The organism is Pseudomonas tehranensis (genome assembly GCF_014268615.1).
Lineage (GTDB): Bacteria > Pseudomonadota > Gammaproteobacteria > Pseudomonadales > Pseudomonadaceae > Aquipseudomonas > Aquipseudomonas tehranensis.
This window is the reverse complement of the sequence record NZ_JABWQV010000072.1, coordinates 1-21,502: the sequence shown is the minus strand read 5'-3', so window position 1 is coordinate 21,502 and position 21,502 is coordinate 1. Positions and strand designations below refer to the sequence as shown.

11 protein-coding genes are annotated in these 21,502 nt (G+C 62.0%); 1 reads left to right on the top strand and 10 read right to left on the bottom strand.

Features of this window, described 5'->3' with window-relative positions:
* Positions 1–49: 49 nt before the first annotated feature.
* The 4 genes from HU811_RS13320 to HU811_RS13305 all read right to left on the bottom strand — a co-directional run bounded on the left by HU811_RS13320 (position 50) and on the right by HU811_RS13305 (position 5,288).
* A complete protein-coding gene (locus tag HU811_RS13320; protein ID WP_186656305.1) occupies positions 50–1,198 on the bottom strand; it encodes a CblD like pilus biogenesis initiator family protein in 1,149 nt (382 codons plus the stop codon).
* Positions 1,195–3,882 (bottom strand): TcfC E-set like domain-containing protein, encoded by a 2,688-nt coding sequence (locus tag HU811_RS13315; RefSeq protein WP_186656303.1) that lies wholly within the window; start codon positions 3,880–3,882, stop codon positions 1,195–1,197. Before HU811_RS13315 ends, HU811_RS13320 begins: the two co-directional genes overlap by 4 nt.
* Before the next feature lie 65 nt (positions 3,883–3,947).
* A complete protein-coding gene (locus HU811_RS13310) occupies positions 3,948–4,445 on the bottom strand; it encodes a CS1 type fimbrial major subunit (protein WP_092393466.1) in 498 nt (165 codons plus the stop codon).
* An 87-nt stretch (positions 4,446–4,532) separates the two neighbouring features.
* Complete coding sequence (locus HU811_RS13305; protein WP_186656300.1) at positions 4,533–5,288, bottom strand: fimbrial protein TcfA; 756 nt, start codon at positions 5,286–5,288, stop codon at positions 4,533–4,535.
* A gap of 334 nt (positions 5,289–5,622) precedes the next feature.
* Between HU811_RS13305 and HU811_RS13300 the strand changes: the two genes are divergently transcribed.
* Entirely contained in the window at positions 5,623–5,952 is a 330-nt protein-coding gene (locus HU811_RS13300) for a hypothetical protein (protein WP_143092355.1), read from the top strand.
* Positions 5,953–6,070: 118 nt separating this feature from the next.
* Here HU811_RS13300 and HU811_RS13295 read toward each other — a convergent pair whose 3' ends face one another.
* From HU811_RS13295 to HU811_RS13270, 6 genes are all read right to left on the bottom strand, one after another.
* Complete coding sequence (locus HU811_RS13295) at positions 6,071–7,411, bottom strand: sigma-54-dependent transcriptional regulator (RefSeq protein WP_186656299.1); 1,341 nt, start codon at positions 7,409–7,411, stop codon at positions 6,071–6,073.
* Positions 7,404–9,170: a sensor histidine kinase gene (locus HU811_RS13290; protein ID WP_186656297.1), complete on the bottom strand. Its 1,767-nt coding sequence runs from the start codon at positions 9,168–9,170 to the stop codon at positions 7,404–7,406. The genes HU811_RS13295 and HU811_RS13290 overlap by 8 nt, the downstream gene beginning before the upstream one ends.
* 78 nt (positions 9,171–9,248) lie before the next feature.
* Entirely contained in the window at positions 9,249–12,062 is a 2,814-nt protein-coding gene (locus HU811_RS13285; protein WP_186656295.1) for an RHS repeat-associated core domain-containing protein, read from the bottom strand.
* Positions 12,063–12,207: 145 nt separating this feature from the next.
* Positions 12,208–14,940: an RHS repeat domain-containing protein gene (locus HU811_RS13280; RefSeq protein WP_186656294.1), complete on the bottom strand. Its 2,733-nt coding sequence runs from the start codon at positions 14,938–14,940 to the stop codon at positions 12,208–12,210.
* Positions 14,941–14,974: 34 nt separating this feature from the next.
* Complete coding sequence (locus HU811_RS13275) at positions 14,975–19,456, bottom strand: SpvB/TcaC N-terminal domain-containing protein (protein ID WP_186656293.1); 4,482 nt, start codon at positions 19,454–19,456, stop codon at positions 14,975–14,977.
* A gap of 315 nt (positions 19,457–19,771) precedes the next feature.
* A complete protein-coding gene (locus HU811_RS13270; protein ID WP_079303552.1) occupies positions 19,772–21,295 on the bottom strand; it encodes a fumarate hydratase in 1,524 nt (507 codons plus the stop codon).
* Positions 21,296–21,502 lie beyond the last annotated feature (207 nt).

Here is a 21,502-nt window from a genome sequence, read left to right as displayed (position 1 = left end):
TGTGGGAGCGAGCCTGCTCGCGATGGCGCCCATTCAGGCTCTAGAAAGCTCAGGGCGAAGTCGTCGAAGGCGTGAATTCCAGCTTCAACTCGCCGCGATACTGGCCGGTGTTCTTGTCGATCTGATTGAAGGGCGGTGTGTCCAGGGTAATCGGCCATGGCGTGCAGACCACCGGAAAGGGCACGTTGGGCAGGCGTACGGCGCGGATATCGGCATCATTGATGCCGGTATGGTTCACCGCTTGCCCTGACACATGCTGGGTCTCGCCGAGGTTGGCGGTGCGCGTGCGAACCCGGTATTCGATGCGGTTACGCTCGCCTGTGCCGCCGGAGGTGTGGTGCACAAAGAATCGGCCCTCCATGCCGGGCACCGGGTTTGTGCCGGTTACCCGGATTTCATAGCGCTGGCTGTTGGCGTTGTAACCATCGTAGAGGCAGGCATCGACGACGGTCTGGCCGGAGACGATACCGCCCGGCCCGGTGCTTAAAGGCCGGGTACGCAGGTTCAGGTCCACTTGCGGGGTGCTGATGCCGTAGGCGGGCAGGTAGATCTGCATATTGTTGTTGTCGGTGACGTCCAGTTTGAAGTCGACGGTGTAGGTATGGGCGGCCCCGATAGGCTGCGAGTAAAACCGCCTGAGCTTCATGACCAACTGCGCCGTCCAGATGCCACCGGAGGGCAATTTGGCGAGTTCTGAGCGAGGAATCCACAGGGTGGAGGCCGTGCCCGTCACCGAGACGTCGTCCACGCAAATGTCAGATGATGTTGAGGTCAGCATCCAGGTGGCGTCCGCCCACGTTCCACAGGGGCTGTTGAGCGGGTGTCTGCGCGTGATATTGCCTTTGACGGTCAACACCACGGAGAGCCGGCTGCGTCTTTCCGTGAAACGCAGCAGTATATCGGTTGTGCCATACCTTCCTCCGGCGGTGGTCAGGCACTGGCCTGTCGCGGGATCGGTGTTGGACAGACAGACAAAATGCATTGTCCTATAGCTTGAATGTTCCACAGGCTGTTCATGCCAGCCATGGGTCATCCGCCTCCAGATGTAATGATCGGCGGGCGGTGCCGAGCGGTCGAACTGGAGCATCTCGGATTGATAGTGGTTGCCGGGATGGATGTCCCCGAGCGCCGGCAGCGCAGCGAACGCGCCAATCAGTACGCTCAGGCGGCGAGCCCAACGGTGGAAGATCGAGTTCATGGCTGGTTTCTCTTGTCTGGCGATAACGCGGCGCTGCGGCGTGCCGTCCAGCGCTCCAGTCGGTCGGGGTTGCGCAGATCCTTGGGGAGCGCGTCCAGGGTGGTGCTCTGGCACGTCAGCGTGCCAACGCGCCGCAAGCTGCTGCGAGCAGCTGCCGACTGCACGGCGCAGGCATGCACCCCGTTCAGGTCAAGGGCGAACAACGGTTGCGGGTGTTTGTTGAGATCGACGACGAAGCTGCCGTCCTCGGCGGTTTCCATCATTGCCGCGTTGAGAATGGCCGCCTGTGCCAGCGGTTGTCCCTGGGCGTCCACCAAGCGGCCGACGTAGGTGTAGCTGATACTGGATTCGATATGTTGTACCGCCAGTTTGCCCGGTTGCAGGAACCAGTCGCGGCTGCCGTTACCCACATTCACCGAGCTCAGATTCTGGCGTGATGCATCGGCGTCGCTGATCCGGGTTTGAGAGGTCTGGAAACCGTTGACGGGAATCAGCCGCTTCTCGCCAAAGCCGATGCTGGTCGGGGCGCCGTAGCCGCCACTGACCTTGGCAGCAGCGCCGTTTGCATTTTCCATCGGTGCCGCGACGATGCCCACGGCGGCCCCCGGACCGGTGCCGCCCTGACCCGGGCCCCAGAAGAAACCCTCGCGTCCCAGGGCCAGGGAAGAGGAGTGGTTACCGCTCAAGCCGGGCCGTGAGTGCTGCCGGTCCCCGCCGCGCTGTGACACGGCCAGGCTCGTCTCGCCCCAGTTTCGCTCGACCCGACCGGCCAGTTCGGCGTCCCAGCGGCCGAGGTCATCGTAACCGACGCCGGTGTTGACTTCGTTCCTGCCTTGTTCGCTGTCCCAGGCATTGGTTTGCGCCAGGCTGGTACGAATGCTGTCACTGGCGTGCTGCTCGCGACGCGCGTCCAGGCCGACACTGCGGTGACGGAAGCCGCCGGAGGTCGAACGCTCGTTATGTGACAGGCTAAGGCTCAGGTACAGGCCGTGCTCGGTCGGCCGGCTCCCGCTCTCATTGCGAAACGCGCCAACGCGGTGGATCAAATGGTATTGACCCAGGCTATGCCCGCGAGAAAAGCCCAATTGCAGGGTACGGGCCCAGGTCGCGGTCGTCAGTTCGTTTGTCAGGTCAGGTTCGCCAGGCAAGACGTTCCAGTAGTACGACGGATTCACCTGGGCATAGCGGTTATAGCTATAGCCGCCACTGACGGTGCCCCCGGCCAGCGGCATTGATGCGCTGGCGGTCAAAGACTCGTTGCAGCCACTTTGTTGGTAGGCGCGGCGGGTGTGTTCGCAGGACGGGCTGCGCAGCGAATAGCGGTACAGGTTCCAGGAAAGACCATGGTTGAACGTCAGTTGTTGGCTGTTGCCAGTCGCCCCGTCATTGCCCTTTAAAATGGCAGCCGACAGCGACCAACTGCTGGCGCCCAGCGTACCGGCCCAGTCCAGGCGGCTTTCGTTGTAGAAGGCCGTGTCCAGCCAAGTGATCCCACTGGTGAGCGCCAGGTTATCGAGCAGCGGCACCCGCAGGCCGGTCTGGGCCACGGCGGCGGGGTCCTGTTCGTACAGGGAGTGCTCGGCCGTGCGCCCACCCTGCAGGAACCATTGCACGGTGTCATCCCCCAGGCCATTGCCGTCGGTGCGGCTGAAGGGCACGGTTTCAGTACGGGTCACCTGGCCGTTTTCGATCACCCGCAGGGTCACCGGATAGCTGCCGTTGGGAAAGGTCCGGGTGTCGACGTTCTGTACACCGGCATCCAGGTAGGAGGTGGATAGCAACTCCGCGCCGCGGAACGCATCGACGCGGGCGCGTTGGGTCAGGATCAGTGAAACGGGTGTGCCTTGCCCGACGACTTCACGATTGAGATAGGCCAGGGTGGTGCCGACACGGGCACCGTCGATACGGCCCAGTGGCAGCAGGCTGAAATTGAAGTTGCCGCCTTCGGCGCTGGACAGGTTGCTCATGTCCATGCGGCCGGCCTGGGCATAATGTTCGCGGTCGAAGTCCTGCCGGTAATAGGCGTTATTGAACTCCAACTGACTGTTGCTGCCTCGTTTGCTCTGGTTGGCCTGATAGTTCCAGGTAAACCCTAAATGGCTGTCTTCGCCGAGCCCGAGCGCGCCGAGGCCGCTGGCACCCAGGGCGCGGTAGCTGTCGGACTGGGCAATGTTGATGTTCTGCCGATGGACCAAGGCATTTTGCGCCTCGCTCGGGGTGTGTAGTCGCAGCGCCGAAGCGTCGCTGGCCGGCAACCAGTCCTTGCGCAGGAGCACCTGTAGACGGGCACCGGCTTCGTCGAGAATCACCGCCAGCGCTTCGGTTTCGAGGTAGCCGCAACTCGCCTCGCTGGTCAGGCCGTAGGAACAGGCCAACTGGCTGTTGCTGGGTAAGGGCTGCGACAGCAACGACGTCAGTTCCTGGGCGGAAGCCGATGCGCCTGCCTCGACCAGCAGGGCCGCGATTCGCCCGGGTTGCTGGAACTCGACCCGGCCGGGCCGCACCATGACCGGGTGCAGGCCGAGGTTACGGTTTAGCAGTTGGAGCTCGAGTTGTTCCACTTGACCCTCGACCAAGGCTTCGAAGCCGGCCGGCACCTGAGCCAGGGTGTCGGTCGCGGCCCAGGCGCCTTCGGCCAACGCCCATGCAAGGGAGATGGAGATAGCTGTGAAGTGGCGTTTCATACGTGGCCTTGATGCAGAAAAGGGGGTACGACGACGCCGTACCCCCTTGGGAGGAACGGTTGTGGTTACGGTTGCTGAGTCAGTACCAGGCTGACGATGCCTTCATAGCGGCCAGCGTTTGCGATAGCGCCAACGGTGGTTTGCTTGATCTCCAGCATCTGCTCGATCGAGCCGCTGGTAGGGTCGCCACCCGGGAACAGATCAGCAGCCGACAAGGCAACGCCAGTGGTGCTCAGCGCTCGGCCACCAAAGGTGACGGAAAGCGGAACGGCGGTGGAGGCCGGGTTGGTCATGTTGGCCAGGACGGGGCTGGTGATCAGCCTGATCGTCATGTCCTTATCGGTGTCATTGCTGAAAACCCGGGTGCCCAGGCGCGTGGGCTGCAGACCCGCACCTGGCAGGTAGTTCATTTCCATCGATGGCGGCAGGGCACTGCCATCGGATTGGAGCAACTCCAGCGTCGGATCGACATCGGCATAGACCAGGATGCTTTTCTCAACCGCCTGGACAGGCAACGAGGCCAGCGCGACCAGTGCCAACGGGGCGAATTTGAGCAGTTTCATGGGGTGTTTCCTCTTTTCTATGGGTGAACGGGGGCCCAGCCATGTGTAGGCACATGGCTCAGGTCGATAAGAGTTGTTTTGGGGGGGCTACGGCAGCACAGCGAGCGTGCGCGGTCGTTTGTCGTCACTGGTCACAAAGCGCATGAGCAGGTTGCCCTTGGCGCCGGCTGCCTGGACAGGAAGCGTGCTACCCGGATACAGACTGCGATTGACATCGTTCCAGATGCAGTCTTTTTCGCCCTTGGCGTCGGTACAGCTTCCGAGTTGCAATACACCGATGCGTACGTTGCCGTCATTGCGTAACGCGTCGCCGCTTTGTTGCAAACCGACGCTCATCTGACGGTCATCGGGGAGCAGGCGCACCAGCGCCCCCCAGATCAGGTTTACCCCGATTTTCGGTTGTATGCCTTCCGGGCCATCATCTTCCGTTGCCAGATCCTGGGGGGCGGCCACCGGCTCGAAATAGACCCGGTAAACGGTTTCCTCGCTGGGCATCGCCTGCGCGATAATCCGCACCGTGCGGCTGGCGCCGGGAGCGAGTACCGTGCGTTGCGGCGAAACGACGATACCCAGCGTATCGGCCGGAGATAGCGGGCTTTCGTGTTCATCCGGCGTGCCGGGGCGCTGAATCTGGACCACACTGACCTTGATGTACTGCACCTTGTCCGACTTGGAGTGCAGCTGGATCTGTCCAATACCGTCCTGTTCGACGCCGATGGTGCTGGTCATCGGGTAGACCACCAGATTGGCGGCCGCCGGTGACGATAAGCCGAAGCCCAGCATCAGAAGCGCCAGCTTGCTCAAGGCAGCCCAACGCTGGGTAAACGTTTGATTCAAATCCATGTCAGACCTCAAGTAAAAGAGCTTAAAACTCAACGTTGTTCAATGTGTCTGGTGAAGTGCTCCTGCCTTCGATGATGGTCGGCGGCGATAGAGAAGAGTCTCACGACAAGAGGCGAGCTATATTTACGACACTTCCTTTTGTGCTACAGATGCTTCCCTATTTCATGTAGGAAATTTCCAGAGTAGATTCCAGCCCTGACGCTCCGACACGCTTGCTCCCGTGACATGAGGCGATTTCCCGGGTGTACAGCGTCGGCACGGGCCATGGTGGTGACTCCTGTGAGGCAAAGATGATGGCTGTTTGTCCGAATTATTTTGGTGGGATAGTTACACCATGTCAATAGATTTGGTGGGATATATCCACGTTCGTTTGCGCGAGGAGATTGACCGTTGTGGTTTATCGTTGGCCGCGGCATCCCGTGCCGCGGGTGAATCCAGCCCGCAGCGTTTGAAAGAAGTGGTGTCGGGGCGGCAGAAATGCCCGGCCGATCTGGTGGCGAAGTTGGCGGTTATCGGCGTGGACGCGCAGTACGTCCTGGTCGGTGAGCGTGCTCAAATCGCCAAACCGCCATTGGCGCCTGATGAGGAAATGCTGCTGGAGGCCTACCGGGCAATGGATGTGGCCGGGAGGAAACGAACGCTTGCCGGCTTGATTTCGGGCTAGCGGGCGGCTTCATCGCGAGCAGGCTCGCTCCCACATTTCGACCTGTATACGCATCACCCCTGTGGGAGCGAGCCTGCTCGCGATGAGGCCAGTACCGTCACCCGAAAAAACAGCCACCTTACAAAAACATCTCCCGACTCAACCCGTGCCGTTGCATCTTTTCATTGAAGGTGCGACGCGGCAGCTGCAATTCCTCGAGCACTGCTTTCACATCGCCCTTGTGCCGCGTCAGGGCGGCGCGCAGGCATTGAGCTTCGAAGGCTTCCTGCCGGGCGGCGAGGGACTGGCCAGGTTCGGTGTCCAGTACCGGGGGTTGATCCAGTCCCAGCAGGTGACGCTCGGCGACGTTGGCCAGCTCACGCACATTACCCGGCCAGTCGTGGCCGAGTAAGTGACTCAATTGCGGGCCGCTCAGTGGCACGGCGGGGCGACCCAGGCGTTCGGCGGCGTGGTGGGTGAAATGTTCGAACAGCAGCGGGATGTCCTCGCGCCGTTCCCGCAGTGGGGGCAGGCGTAGCTCGGCGATGTTCAGACGATAGGCCAGGTCTTCGCGAAAGCGTCCGGCGCGGGCTTCATCGAGCAGGTCGGGCTTGGTGGCCGCGATGATGCGCAGGTCCACATGGATACTCTGGTTCGAGCCCAGGCGTTCGAGCTTCTGTTCCTGCAACACCCGTAGCAACTTGACCTGTTGGGCCAGGGGCATGCTCTCGATTTCATCGAGGAACAGCGTGCCGCCGTCGGCATATTCGAGCTTGCCGATGCGCTTGCCCTGGGCGCCAGTGAAGGCGCCGCTTTCATGGCCGAACAGTTCGGCCTCGAACAGCGGTTCGGGAATGGCCGCACAGTTCAATGCCACGAAAGGTTTGGCCGCCCTGGGACCGAAGTCGTGCAGGCAACGGGCGACCAACTCCTTGCCGCTGCCGGTTTCGCCGCGGATCAACACGTTGACCGGCAGTGTCGCCAGGTCCAGCACCTGCCTGCGCAGGTTTTGCAGCGCCCGTGACACCCCAAGCAATGTCCCGTCGAGCTTGTCCTTGACGTCGGCCTGCTCATGCAGACGACGGTTCTCCAACACCAGCGTGCGCTTGTCCAATGCGCGGCGCAGGCTGCCGAGCAGGGTTTCGGGGGTGAAGGGTTTTTCCAGGAAATCGTAGGCGCCGTCGCGCATGGCTTCCACGGCCATCGGCACGTCGCCGTGGCCGGTCAACAGAATCACCGGCAGGTCCGGGTCGCGTCGCTGCACTTCGGCCAGCAGCTCCAGGCCGCTGAGCCCGGGCATGCGCACATCGCTGACGATCACCCCTGGAAAGTTGCCTGGCAATTGCGCCAGGCACTCTTCGGCGCGACTGAACAACTGCACTTCGAAACCCGACAGGCTCAACCATTGCTCCACGGCGCTGCGGATGCTGGCCTCGTCGTCGACGACAATGACCTTTTTCAATGTGCAAGGGTTAAGCATGTAACTGCGCCTCCTGATCGATCGGCAAGGTCACGCAGAACTGCGCGCCGTTTTCATGGTTGTCGGCTGTCAGTCGTCCACCCGATTCATGAATGATTGCAAACGAAACCGCCAGGCCCAAGCCCAAGCCATCGCCCACCGCCTTGGTGGTGAAGAACGGGTCGAACACCTGGCTCAGGTGTTCCTCGGCAATCCCGGTGCCGCTGTCACTGACCGTCAGGCGCCACAATTGCTCATCGGCTTCAAGGCGCACTTCCAGGCGTTTGATCGGCTGGCCGGCCATGGCGTCGAGGGCGTTGCGCAGCAGGTTGATCAGTACCTGTTCAAGACGGATGGCGTCGCCACGCACCCATGCCGGGCGGGTCAGGTGCAGCACCGTACTGACCTGCTCGTCGCGCAGGCGTGTGTCCAGCAGTTGCAGGGCCTGATCCACCACCTCCGCCAGGTCGAGGCGTTCGCGCAGGCCGCTGGGGCTTTTGCGGGCGAAGGTTTTCAGGTGGCCGGTGAGGGCGGCCATGCGGGTCAGCATGTCGTCCAGGGGTTTGATGGCCTTGTAGGCATCATCGACCCGACCGTGATCCAGCAACAGGCGCAGGGTTGCCAGCTGCATGCGCTGGGCCGTCAGCGGTTGGTTGATTTCATGGGCCAGGGCCGCCGACATCTGTCCCAGTGCTGCGAGTTTGGCCGATTGCACCAGCCCGTCCTGGGCGGTGCGCAAATCCCGGGTACGTTCTTCCACCAGCCGTTCGAGTTCTTCACGGCTGCGCTGGCGCAGCTTCGCCAAGCGCCAACGCTGGTTGAGAAACAGCAGCAGAAACACCAGGGTCAGCCACAGCCCGGCGGCGGCGAGCGCGGCGTTGCGACGGTCTTCGAAGGCGATCTGCGGCCGGCGCAGCAAGTGCAACGTCCAGCCTTCGGTGGTCAATGGCAGGGACTCCCACAGGTAATCCACGGCACCATCGGGGGCCTCGACCCGGGCCAGATGACTGTTGTCGTCAAAGCGTCGCAGGGGTTCAACGGCCAAGGGTTGCAGCGGTTGCTTGTCGTATTGGCGAGTGGCCTTGAGCTCGGCGTGATCGCTGTCGGTCAACGGCTGCAAATGGCGATAACGCCAGCCCTCTCGGTTGGCGATGAAAATGATGCCCCGGGCATCGCTGACCAGCAGCGTGTCGCTGCCCTGACGCCATTCGCGTTCCAGCTCGGGAAATTCCAGCTTCACCACCATCGCGCCGAGGAACTCACCGTTGTCGTCGGTCACGGCGCTGGACAGGAAGTAGCCCGGAATGCCACTGGTCACGCCCACCGCATAAAAGCGCCCGGTGCCCTGGGTCCGAGTCTGGAGGAAGTACGGCCGAAAGCCATAATTGTGCCCGACATAACTGCTGGGCAGGCGCCAGTTGCTGGCCGCGACGGCCAGGCCAGTATGGTCGAGCAACTCCAATGTGGAAGATTTCGCGGCGCCGTTGATCTGTTCCAGTTTGCGATTCAGCGCGTCCTGTTGCGCTTTGCTGACCGGCCCCTTGAGGGCCGAGCGTAACTCGGGGTCCAGCGCCAGCACGGCGGGCAGGGCGCGGTAGCGTTCGATCAAGGTATGCAGGGAGTTGGCGTACAACGCCAGTTGCTGGTTCGCACGGCTGGCATCCTCCTCCAGAGCCTGGCGTTCGGCGTGGCGCACGGCCAGGGTGGCGGCAATGATGGCGCCCATGAGGATTAGCAAGGTATACAACGACAGACGCAAGGGACGAGGCATTGCCGGCATTGGACTGTTTCGAGGACTGGACAGGACAGGCACGATAGCACGCCGTCTGCCTGCCGTGATGCGCCCCGGCCCCAGAGGCTATCTGAGCATGCTTTGGGTCAATTTCAACTGGCCGATGGTCACCTCCATTCTCTTTCTCAAGGTTTGAGGTGTGTCACCGCTCGACGCTCCAAACATTTTACTGAGCGGCTGGTAAGTATTGATTGCGCCGGTTTCAGCCTGGGCAAACAGCGCATCAATGTAGTCCATCTGTGCGTTCAACACCTCGATCATGCCGTTGATGTGTGTATCCGCCCGGGCGATTTTGGCGTCGGTGAGTTCGTGACTGGCGGCGCCAATTTCATGAATGATCTCAATGGTTCCCAACACAGTGCCAATCACCGCGCCTATTTCGCTGGCGCCGAGGGTGCCTGTGGCTTTGAGCGCTATTTTGCTGCCCGTGCTGGTCACCTCTTTTCCCGCTTTCAAGACGCTTTTCTGCGTCGGCGCGCTCACAGCATGGGACAGATCCCGGGCTTTTGCCTTGGCGTAGTGAAAGAGGTCGAGATTTTTGTATTCGCCTTTCTTGACGATTTTGTCAGGGTCCAGCTTGCGGCTCTTGAAGTTGACCGCTGCGCTCAGACTCAGCCGTTCCAGCGCATAATCCAGGCCGATGCTTACCGCTTTGCCGGTGGCAAATCCCAGCGCGGCGCCTACGACGATACCGGGTGGCCCTGCGACGCTGCCCAGCGCCGCGGCGCCGATGCCCACGGCGACACCTGCTCCATAGCTGACGGCCTGGGCTCCGACATGAGCCCCGACGCGCACGGCGGCGGCCTGGGTGTGTGCCGATGCCGAGCGATGGCTGGCCAGTTGCGTTTGCGCCTCGCTGGCCCGGCGCGAAGTCAGCTTCATGATGTCGGTGAACTTCCGGATTTCCTTGTTCAGTCGGTTGCGCTTTTTCCACTGTTCCCAGTAGGCAGCGGTCTGCGCCTTCCTGGCATCCCGCTGCGCCGGCGTCTCTACGATCAACCCTTGGTCATCGGTAAACGTCATCGGGTTATTGGCGACAAAACCATAGAGATTCAACCCATCCACATCTCCCGCCGGGTCCGCGCTGACCCAACGCTGCAGCCACGGCGCGTAGTAGCGCGCACCGTAGTAATACAACCCGCTGGCCTCCATTTCCTTGCCGCAATAGCGCAGGGTCTTGTAGTCGACTTCAATGCTGGAGCGGGCAGCGTGCCAGGCGGTGCCGCCAAAAGGGTAGTAGTGTTCACGGCTGATCAAACTGCCGTGGCGGTCCAGTTCCAGGGTGCTGGAACCCAGGTGATCGTCGAGGCTGTAGCGCAGTTGATCAGCTTCGATGCCGCTCGGCTGGCCAGCCTCCCAGTGCAGGCAGCGAACGCTGCCGTGAGCCAACGAACAGGTGAGCACGTGCAGCTGTTCGCCGTGGTTGCTTGTGCGGATCTCAAGACCTGGCAAATAGCGTGTCTGGCGGTGAGTGCTGGCGGTGGTGTGGGTCCTGCTGACCCGCTCGCCCTGGCTGTACAGATAGGTTTCGTCATCGTCCGACACCCCGTTGTCGCGTTTGAGCAGCGTGACCTTACTGAGCTGGTCGCGGGCGTCCCACACCAGCGCCTGTGCGCCGCGTTGCAGGTGCAGCGGGTTGCCATGGGCATCGAACAGCGCGTCGAAATCCGGTTCAGGGTCGCCTTCGGCCCAGCGCACGCCGCGGTTGCTGTGGGGGTCGATACGCAGTACCTGCGTGTGGTTGTTGCCTTCGCGAACATGCCGCAGTCGGATCAGGTTGTTGCCGGTGTCGTAGTCATACAGCTGGGTGTAATTGAAGCGGTGCCCGGTGTCGATGGGCACGAGCGGCTCGGGTAATCCCGGATGCAGGTGCGGTGTCTCGCCCTCCAAACCACTGGCGCTGATCAAACGGTAGAGCGAGTCGTAGGTGAAGTCGCGATGACCGTCCACGCGCTGGTTGGCAAAGTACAGGGGGGCGACGGTCAGGTCTTCGATGCGCAGCACATTGCCCATGGCGTCGTAGAAATACGCCAGGTTCTGGTGCAGGGCTTCACCGGTTTTTCCGGCCTTGAGGGTGCTCAGCAGGTGGTTGGCCGGGTCATAGGTCCAGCGGCTGGTCAGGCCATTGGCGGTATCTTGCTGTTCGATCTGCCCTGCGGCGTTGTAGCGGGCGTCCAGCAGAATCGGTTGTGGCGCGTCATCGTCCCGAAGTTGCAGGTCCAGCTGTTTGAGCTGCCCGCAAATGTCCCGTCGCAAGAACCGCCGGTGTCCACCGGCGTCGGTCTGGCTCACGGGGCTGCCGAGGGCGTCGAAGGTTTGCTCGCAGGTGTGGGGGAGGCCATCGGCAAAACGGCGCACCTGACGCAACGGATCGCCCGACAGGGCGTAATTGTCCAGGCGCAAAGTGCCCGAGGGATCGCTCTGCTCAAGCAACTGACCGCGCAGGTTGTAATCGGCGTTGGCCGTAGCGTCGGCGTAGATGAAGGTGTCCACACCGGCCTGGTCATTTTCCTCCATGGCCACCGGGCGCAGTTGAGGGTCATAGGCCATGCGCCAATGATTGCCGCGTTGATCCCAGCGCTGCCGGACTTCACCCGCCAGGCCCGGCAATACCAGGCGCCATCCGGCATCGACGCTGTCGGTAAGCAATGGCATGGCGCTGAGGTTGCAGAGGGTGGCCTGGTTGGGTTTGGGGGCGTGGCCGAAAAGACGAGGGTCCCATTGCTCGACGAGGTGGCCGTTGGCGTTATGGCGTTGGCGAGCGATCAGGGCGGCGACGGGAGTCGAAGCCTGACTGCGCAAGTACACCACTTGCCGCGCGGGCAGACCACGGCCATCGACGGCGATGACGTTGGGAGTACGGTAATGGACGGTACTCATCGGTCGACGGCCTCCAGGGAATTCGTCGTTTCGATCCTGGCCTGAGGGGGCGCTTGCACAGCAATATAGCAATGAAAAAAACGGGCGGAACCTGTCAGGTCTGACAGCGCAGGCGCCGATGCTGCGGGTGATGGCGACCGCCGTATTACCTCTTGGACGTCCCGCCCCTGGCTTGCTTGAGCAAGAATTGATTGTCCGTGGTGCTCATTTCTTTGTACCAGGCCATGCCTTTTTGCGCCCGAGCAATGTAGTCCAGCGTGATCAGGGTTTTTCGTTCCAGGACTGAATGGTGGATGGGCGCCAACGTTTCCGGTGTTGTCAGAGGGTTGACGTTCGGCAGCACATCGCCAGGGTATACGACAGATTTCCCCAGGCTTTTGAAGGCCGCTTCGGTGGCGCTCCAGCGACTCTCTACCGCGCTTTTCCACTCGGCGAGCAGGGTGTCGATCTTTTTGATTTTGACGGGGGTCAGTCCCATCTTGATGTCCTCGGCCTCCTGGGCGCGAGAGCCCAGGTTCAGCAGGTTCATCGCCGGGATAACCGAGCCGGTGACCCTGTTCAGGAAAAAACTGGTGAAATCCTGAACCGAAAAGGACAGCGGTTCGCTCTGGCCAAGCCCGATCCTGCGATCAATCGCCTCGACCGACATCGCGGATGTCTGCGGGATGAGAGGGCGCAGTACACGGGCAGTCGGGAGGCTGGCGTCGGCTAACGCAGCACCCACGTCGGCGCCTATATTTCCACCGACGAGGCCGCCCAGATAAGGGACCTCGTTGAGCTGAGGGGATACAGCGCCGAACACCTCGGCCCCCGCATAACCACCCAAAAAACCGACCACGGCACTGACGGATTCGCCGGCCAGGTTCTTCAGCATTTCCTTGCCGATGTTTGTCTTGTGGATGACATTGTCGATTTGCGCCAGGGCGGTGGCCGATTCCGTCCCCAGTTCTGCAATGAAATCCGAGTAGTTCATGATCTGCCACTCGGCTTTGGTGGTGCCCCTGTCATCCACATAGCGCAGTGGGTTGTTGCCCACGAACCCGTAGAGGTTCAACCCATCCACATCCCCGGCCGGGTCGGCACTGATCCAGCGTTGCAGCCACGGCGCATAGTAACGGGCGCCGTAGGCATACAGCCCGCTGACGTCCATTTCCTTGGCGCCATAGCGCAGCGTCTTGTAACTGACTTCCACCTCCGAGCGCGTGCTCATCCAGGCGGTCGCACCAAACGGATAGTAGCCTTCGTGGCTGATCAGCCGGGCTTGCTGATCGAACTCCATCAGGCTTGAGCCCAGATGATCCAGCAGGCTGTAGCGCAGTTGGTCGGCGGGCATGGGCGCCGGTTTACCGGCGACCCAGTGCAAACACCGCACGCTGCCGAGTCCGGCGTCCACGGTGATGACGTGCAGTTGCTCGCCAGTGTCGCGGGTGCGGATCTCCAGTCCCGGCAGATAGTGCACCGCGTGGAAGTGATGGGTGGTCGCGGTGTAAGTGTCGTGGCGCTTATAAACCCGCTGGCCCTGACTGTAGCGGTAGTGCTCTTGATCGTCGGCGCTAGCACCACGCTTGACCAGCGTCACCGATGACAGTTGATCGCGAGCGTTCCATTTCAGCTCCCGGCCGGGCTGCGGCAGCAGCAGGTTGCCGTGACGGTCGTACAGCTCATTGAATGACGGATCGGGGTCACCCGGTTCCCAGCGTATGCTCCGGTTGCTGTGTGGGTCGACGAACATCTGGCGGGTATGGCTGGCGCCTTCGCGCACATGGGTGAGTTTGATCAGATTGCCGCCATGATCATATTCGTAAGTCTGGAGATAGTTGCGCCGGTCATTGGGATCGGTCGGCTGCGGGAGGCCGGGTATGTCCGGGGGCGGGCCGTCGTCGTAACCACTGGCGCTGAGCAGACGGTACAGCGAGTCGTAGCTGAACCTGCGATGCCCATCGACCCGCTGGTTGGCGAAGTGGCTGGGCGTGAAGGCGTGGTCGAGGATGAGGGTGATGTTGCCCACCGGGTCATACGCATACTCGAAGTCTTGCAGGACCGTCTGGTTGTTCAGTGCCTGTTGGCGTTGCAAGCGTCCATCGGCCGGGTCGTAGGTCCAGTGGTTGACGATGCCGTTGCTGAGCCGCTGTTCGATGATCTGCCCTGCGGCGTCATACCGAGCGTTTTGCAGCACTGGTAGCCATGGGGCCTGCTCATTGAGTTGTAACCGCGCCTGTTTGAGCTGTCCGGCCAGGTCGTATTCGGCCTGTTGCCGGTGTTCCCCGGCATCGGTCTGCTCCAGGAGGTTGTCCAGCGGACCGTAGCGGTACTGGCTGACCGAGGTCATGCCGTCCTCAAAAGCCCGCGTTTCTCGTAGCAGGCGGCCGAGCAGGCTGTAGTTGTCCAGGCGCAGGGTTCCCGACGGGTCGCTTTGTTCGAGCAACTGGCCGCGCAGGTTATGACCGGCGTCGGCCGTGGCGTCGGCGTAAGTGAAGGTGTCGACCTCGGCTGCGGCCTGGCTGTGTTCCTCCAGGACTATCGGACGCAACCGCTGGTCGTAGGCGATGCGCCAATGACTGGCGCGTTGATCCCAGCGGTGCAGGGATTCATCCGCCAGTCCAGGCAGCTCCAGGCGCCACCCGGCATCGACGCTGTCTGTGCGCAGCGGGTGGCCGGCAAGGTTGTAGAGGGTGTTCTGGTTGGGTTTGGGCGCGTGACCGAAAAGGCGCGGATCCCACTGTTCAACGAGGTGGCCAGCTGCGTTGTGGCGCTGGCGAGAGACCAGTGCGACGCTGGAAGACGTGGCCTGGCTGCGCAAATAACCGACATGTCGAGCGGGCAGGCCGCGGCTATCGAAGACCACCAGGTCAGGCGTGCGGGAGTGCAGCGTAGTCATCGTCCGATGGCCTGTGCTGCAGCGGGCTGTCTGCTCATCTGTCCGATTCCGGCGTGGTGTCGTTGTAATCGTGATCGCACAGGTACCACGGATGATGCACATGCCAGGCTTCATGCCCCTTGGCATTGACGACCTTGACCAGGCGTCCTGGCGGATCGTAGAACTGCTGGTCGTGGTAGCCGTGCAGGCGCAGCGAGGCGTCGTTGACGTAGCGCCAGGCGTCGGCGAAATACGGCCGATAGACCCGCGTGACCAGCCCTTTGTTGTTGTACTCGACCCGTTCGCTGACGCGCCAGCGCGGGTCGGCCAGGTGCTGCAACGGTCGTCCGTTCTGTAGCGCCAGGGAGCCGTCCTCGGCCACGGCATAGGCCTCCCCGGGTTCGACCCGCTGCTTGGTTTGCAAGATGCGGCCGAATCCGTCGAGGGCGCTGAGGGTGATGCGCACCTGTTGCAACGGATCGTCCGGGTAGCGATCGGCGCTCAGTACGACGCTGTGGACCGGCTCTCGGGCCGTGGCCTGGATCAGCGTCCACAACTGCTCTTGGGCGGCGGTGCGTTCGGCCAGCCGCGCCAGGTGAATGCGTGCCCAAGCGCGGACATGGCCGCTGGGCATCAAGTAACGGGCGCTGATCCACTCGTTGCGCTGCGCAAGGGAGATCTGGGCGAGGTCAAGCGCGCCCATCCAGCTGAACTCGTCGGTGCGCACGGCACTGGCGATTCTGCCCAGGGTGGCTTCGGGGTGTTCGAGGGCGTAAGCCGGCGACTGGTCGTCGGGTGGCACGTAGGTGTCGATGGCATCGAAGCCCGCCGGCAGGCCATTTTCGCTGCCGAAAAACGTAATGCCCAATGGCACGCCGTCGGGGCCATACAGCGCTTGCTGCACGTTGTCGTTGGCGTCGATGATTTTCTGCGGCAACAGCGCGTGATAGTCGTATTCGACCTGGGTCGTGCAGCCGTCCGGCAGGGTAATGGCGGTGGTCATCAGGTGATAGGCATCGTACGTCAGCCTCGTAACGCCATGGCTTTGGGTTTCTTGCAGGGCGTCGATCTGGAAGAAACCGTCAAGCGATTGGTAGGTGGCAAAACCGCTCTTTTTCGACCAGAGGTTTTCGGCGGTATCTTCGTCCGGATCTTCAGGCAGAAACAGCGGCATGGGCTCAAAGCCGATTTCTTCCAGTTGCCCGCGGATGTCGAAGGGCGCTGGCACGGCGTCGTAGGCGTCCAGTGCCTGCTTGTCGAACTCGGCCGTCTCCAGCGGACCGAGCAACGCCTGGAACGCAATATCGCCTTGGTCGTCACGCAGGTAGTTCTGTTCCTCAAGCGCAACCAATTGCCGTGCGGCTTGCCATTGCGGGGAGTCGTGATGTGCAAGGAAGGCTTCATAGCTGATCTGGCGAGGGTTGAGGCCTTGCGGCAGTTCGCCCTTGGGGCGTTGCAAAGCGTTGGCCCGACTGCGCCAGGCCAGGCCCAGGCGCTGACGCCAGCCGGTTTCGTCGAACAGGTGCAGGTGCGTGGCCCGGCTCTCGACAAGGTGGAACACCTGCTGTTGTTCATCATGGGCATCGAGCCACCAGGTGTTCTCGTCTTCATCGTCGAAGGGGGGCGGATCGAGCGGCGTAAGGCGTCGGGCGTAATGGACGATGAAGCCATGAATAAGCTGGCCGTAGAGATTCCATTTCAGATTGATGCCGTGCTGGCTTTGCGGGTCGTTGGTAAAACCGTCGTATTGATGGCTGAGCGTCTCCAGTTCCAGGACCAGCAGGCTTTTGTGATGCGGATGGGGCTGGCGCAGCAGATAGCGGTGTTGCGTCACGGTGTAGGGCCGGGCCGCATCGCCCGATTCGGCGGGATAGGTTTCTGTGCGCAACACCAGGCTACCCAAGGCATAAGCCATTTCCCGGGCGGTCTCGGGGTCGGGCACGATGATCTCGTCGGCCTCGTCGCCTTCATGGAAGCGGCTCAACAGCGCCGGGCCAAGCGGCACGGCGTCATCGTCGCCGTCGAAACAGTCCTTCAGAGGCTGGTTGACGGTTCGACCGGTGTGAAACCAGGTCTTGACCAGGACCGGCGCGGTAAAGCCGGTTTCCACTTCATCCTCGGGCCGTTCGCTGTCCACTTGATACAGCCGTCCGAAGCCCCGGAACTCACGGTGATAGCCGTCGTAGTCGCCTTCGAAATAGCACAAGCGCTGGGTCAGGCAATTGCCGGTGATTTCATCCAGCTGTTGCTGACGTGCCAACAAGGGCAGGGCCATGGGCAGATAACAGGTCACTTGCTCACCCTTCGCCCGACGTTGTTGTTTTTCATCCAGCCAGTATTGCGCACTGCTGCGATAGGTCAGGGTGGTGCTGCAGCCCATGTTGTTGTTCGTCGCGTTGAGCAGATAGGGGCGCGCCGCGACGAAGTCATAGCGCCAATGCTTGGGCTTCATATCGGGGGACATGTGGGGCACGCTCAGCATCAGACTGGCGCAACCCAGCCCCTGCAGATCGGCCAGGGTGACCTGGCACAGATTGTCGTACCGCACGCCTTCCGGCCACGGCACCTTGACGGGAGTTTGCTCAAGGCCATTGCCGCCGTGGTTGAAGTAGATATCGAAACAGTCGCTGTTAAGGTAGATCAGCGCGGGCGCTCCGGCCCCGTCCAGATCGGCGATCCGCACCCGGTCGGCGTCGAATTGGCCGTAGCTGAAGGGCAGGGCGCTCATGACAAACCCTTCGCCGAAACGCCCGTGACCCAGGTTCGGCCAGCACTTGATTTCATCGAAGCGAATCCGGCACAGCTCGGTGCTGTCGCTGCCCAGCAAATTGCCGAACAGCACCAGCTCACTGCGCGAGTCACTGAACAATGGCAGGGGGCTGTCCGGCTCATGGGGCACATTCACCCCCGGGGCGAACCCCTGCTCGCGCAGATTGGCGTACAGCCGAACGCTTTTGGGGCCGACCATGGCCAGGGAGCGCAAGCCGTCGCCGTTCAAATCCCCCAGTTGCGCGGCGGGGTGCAGGAATTCCGTTGGAAAACGATCGAAGGGGGTGAAGGTCGACCAACTGCGGTCCGGGTTGAGGGTATAGAAACCACTCATGCCGGGTTGGGCAATGACCCAGTTGAGACGGCCGCTGCCGGTAAGGTCGGTCAGCACCTGCATCACCGCCGGGTTTTGGCTGGCGACCGGGATGCTGTCCAGGCGTGACCACGGGCCATAGCCGATGGCATCCTCATCGGGCCCGGCGCGCTCGGGTTCGCGGTAATACCAGGCATCGGTGTAGCGGCACAGAAACCCCGGCAGACCTTCGCCATACAGGTCCACGCATTGGTAATGGCGGCCGGCTTCGAGGGCGGGCATTGTCTCCAGGTCGAAGAATTTTTCGGGTGCCAGGTTCAGGTCGAAGTCGGTGTACTGCAATTCGACGGGAGGGCTGTAGTCGACATCGCCTTCAGCGTCCCAATCCTGATAGTGGGCGGCCGTCAGCAGGCTGTAGCCCAGGGCGGTGGCGCTGTATTCCAGCACCAGTCGCCGGACCAGCGCAGGTTCAGTATCGGCCCCGGCGGGGAAGTGATGGAACATCAACACTTGATGACACAGGCGCCGCGTGCCGACCTCAAAACCGTATCGATAGCTGTGAAACGGGTCGCTGCGTAGCAGCCAGGGCGCCTCTTCGGGGGCTTGCCAGGAAGGTTGTTGCGCAAGATCGAGGGTACGTTGCCCGTAGTCGAACAGCAGGTGAAAGTGCCAGTTGCGCTGGGCCGGGTCGGCCTCTTCGAAGCAGTACAAGGTGTCGCTGGCGCTGGCGTTGCCATAGCACACCCGCCGCAGGTAGCGCTGGGCATGGTAGTCGTGGGGGCCGTCCGACGCGCCGGGGTCGGCCTGGTACTCATAATAGATGTGCTCGCCTGCCGGGCTGACTTCTTCGAGCAACAACCATTCGGCGATGCGCGGTGGTTTTGGGGGATCGGGCTCAGGTTCGGGTTCGGGTTCGGGTTCGGCTTCAGGCTCGGCAATGCGCGACGCGTCGGTTTTGCCGTAGCAATACACATGGCCGTTGCTGCCCTGGACACGCCAGAACGCTGGCTGGCCGTCGGTGGGTGTCCACAGTTCATAAATATCGAAGCTGCTTTCGGTCCTGGGGTAATAACGCACCACCGAGCAAGTGGCACTGCCGGGGCCCGCCAGGGGGCGAATGAGCGGTTCGGCGTTGAGTTCGGGCCAGCGGTCAACCCCATCGGCGTCAACCATGACATCCTCATCGCCATAGTGCGGCACACCTCTGCTGGTTTTACGGGTGATGCTGGCGATGGAAAGCTGCATGCCGATGCCGAAGATGCCGTTGCCGCCCTGGCTGCTGTAATGCAGGGCCAGCGCCGGCGTCAGGTGACGGGCGGCGGAGAGGGGTAACGGCAGCTCAAAAGAACTTGCCCCGCGCGTGCCGACAGGGCCGAGACTGTTACCGAGGGTGGCGATAGAAGCACTGCCGGCGATGGTCGGGGTCACGATCTGGAGGGGCGTTTGTTCTGCCATCGGGATCATCTCTGTTAGCCGACGCCAGGGCGAATACCCGGCATGGCTTCAGGATGCCAAGAGATGGTCATTGGGTAACCTGTCAGATCTGACAGGTCGACGGGCCTGCCGATGAACGGCTGCGCGGTAGGAGCTGATGAGTGCAGCGAGGCTGCGATCTTTTGATCTTTCGCTTCAGACTCAATCAATAAGGCAGAGATCGCAGCCTCGTTGCACTCGACAGCTCCTACAGGTGGGGGGGGGCAAAACTGCGCAAAAAAAAAAGGCCGGTGGGTTTGTCGCCCACCGGCCTTTTCTACGGCGTCAACCTGCGAGTTACTGCACTTCCACCGCCAGGCTGTCGCTGATTTTCTTCTGCCAGATCGCCGGACCTGTGATGTGTACCGACTCGCCTTTGCTATCGACCGCCACGGTCACCGGCATGTCCTTGACCTCGAACTCGTAGATCGCTTCCATCCCCAGTTCGGCGAACGCCAGGACCTTGGACTTTTTGATCGCCTGAGCCACCAGGTAAGCGGCGCCGCCGACGGCCATCAGGTAGACCGCCTTGTTGTCCTTGATCGCTTCGATGGCGGTCGGGCCGCGCTCGGATTTGCCGATCATGCCCAGCAGGCCGGTCTGCTCGAGGATCTGGCGGGTGAACTTGTCCATCCGCGTGGCGGTGGTCGGGCCGGCTGGGCCGACGACTTCGTCGCCTACCGGATCGACCGGGCCGACGTAATAGATGAAGCGACCCTTGAGGTCCACTGGCAAGGTTTCACCCTTGTTCAGCATTTCCACCATGCGCTTGTGCGCCGCGTCGCGACCGGTGAGCATCTTGCCGTTGAGCAGGACGGTTTCGCCCGGCTTCCAGCTCTGCACGTCTTCAGGTGTCAGGGTGTCGAGGTTCACCCGGCGCGCCGACGGACCGGCTTCCCAGACGATTTCCGGGTAGGCGTCCAGCGGTGGCGCTTCCAGCGACGCCGGGCCGCTGCCGTCCAGCACGAAGTGGGCGTGGCGGGTGGCGGCGCAGTTGGGGATCATGCACACCGGCAGGGAGGCGGCGTGGGTCGGGTAGTCCATGATCTTCACGTCGAGCACGGTGGTCAGGCCACCCAGGCCCTGGGCGCCGATGCCCAGTTGGTTGACCTTCTCGAACAGCTCCAGGCGCATCTCTTCGATACGGTTCTGCGGGCCGCGGGCCTTGAGTTCGTGGATGTCGATGGATTCCATCAACACTTCCTTGGCCATGACTGCGGCTTTCTCGGCGGTGCCGCCGATGCCGATGCCGAGCATGCCCGGTGGGCACCAGCCGGCGCCCATGGTCGGTACGGTTTTCAAGACCCAGTCGACGATGGAGTCGGATGGGTTGAGCATGGCCATCTTCGATTTGTTCTCGGAACCGCCGCCCTTGGCCGCCACGTCCACTTCCACGGTGTTACCCGGGACGATGGAGTAATGGATAACGGCCGGGGTGTTGTCCTTGGTGTTTTTACGCGCTCCTGCCGGGTCGGCGAGGATGGAGGCGCGCAGGACGTTTTCCGGTAGGTTGTAGGCGCGACGCACGCCCTCGTTGATCATGTCGTCCAGGCTCATGGTCGCGCCATCCCAACGCACGTCCATGCCCACGCGCACGAACACGGTCACGATGCCAGTGTCCTGGCAGATCGGCCGATGGCCGGTGGCGCACATGCGCGAGTTGATCAGGATCTGCGCCATGGAGTCACGGGCCGCCGGCGATTCTTCGCGCAGGTAGGCCTCATGCATCGCCTGGATGAAATCCACGGGGTGGTAATAGGAAATGAACTGCAGGGCGTCGGCAACGCTCTGAATCAGGTCATCTTGCTTGATCACGGTCATGAGTCGCGCTCCTCTCTAAAGACGGGAACATTCAATAAGGTACCGCCCGCTTGGGTGAATCGGTCGACGGACGGCACCTCTTAAGGCACGCCGGGCATGCTGGCGCGACGCTAAAAAGGCGCGGCAGTATATCGCAGGCAGGCACCCTGTGGGAGCGAGCTGCCTTTGTGGCGAAGGGATTTATCTGTGGCGAGGGGATTTATCCCC

Coding starts and splice junctions, on each gene's coding strand:
- HU811_RS13275 (WP_186656293.1), bottom strand. CDS start 19,456: ATGGCAGAACAAACGCCCCTCCAGATCGTGACCCCGACCATCGCCGGC.
- HU811_RS13300 (WP_143092355.1), top strand. CDS start 5,623: ATGTCAATAGATTTGGTGGGATATATCCACGTTCGTTTGCGCGAGGAG.
- HU811_RS13320 (WP_186656305.1), bottom strand. CDS start 1,198: ATGAACTCGATCTTCCACCGTTGGGCTCGCCGCCTGAGCGTACTGATT.
- HU811_RS13270 (WP_079303552.1), bottom strand. CDS start 21,295: ATGACCGTGATCAAGCAAGATGACCTGATTCAGAGCGTTGCCGACGCC.
- HU811_RS13290 (WP_186656297.1), bottom strand. CDS start 9,170: ATGCCGGCAATGCCTCGTCCCTTGCGTCTGTCGTTGTATACCTTGCTA.
- HU811_RS13310 (WP_092393466.1), bottom strand. CDS start 4,445: ATGAAACTGCTCAAATTCGCCCCGTTGGCACTGGTCGCGCTGGCCTCG.
- HU811_RS13280 (WP_186656294.1), bottom strand. CDS start 14,940: ATGACTACGCTGCACTCCCGCACGCCTGACCTGGTGGTCTTCGATAGC.
- HU811_RS13285 (WP_186656295.1), bottom strand. CDS start 12,062: ATGAGTACCGTCCATTACCGTACTCCCAACGTCATCGCCGTCGATGGC.
- HU811_RS13315 (WP_186656303.1), bottom strand. CDS start 3,882: ATGAAACGCCACTTCACAGCTATCTCCATCTCCCTTGCATGGGCGTTG.
- HU811_RS13305 (WP_186656300.1), bottom strand. CDS start 5,288: ATGGATTTGAATCAAACGTTTACCCAGCGTTGGGCTGCCTTGAGCAAG.
- HU811_RS13295 (WP_186656299.1), bottom strand. CDS start 7,411: ATGCTTAACCCTTGCACATTGAAAAAGGTCATTGTCGTCGACGACGAG.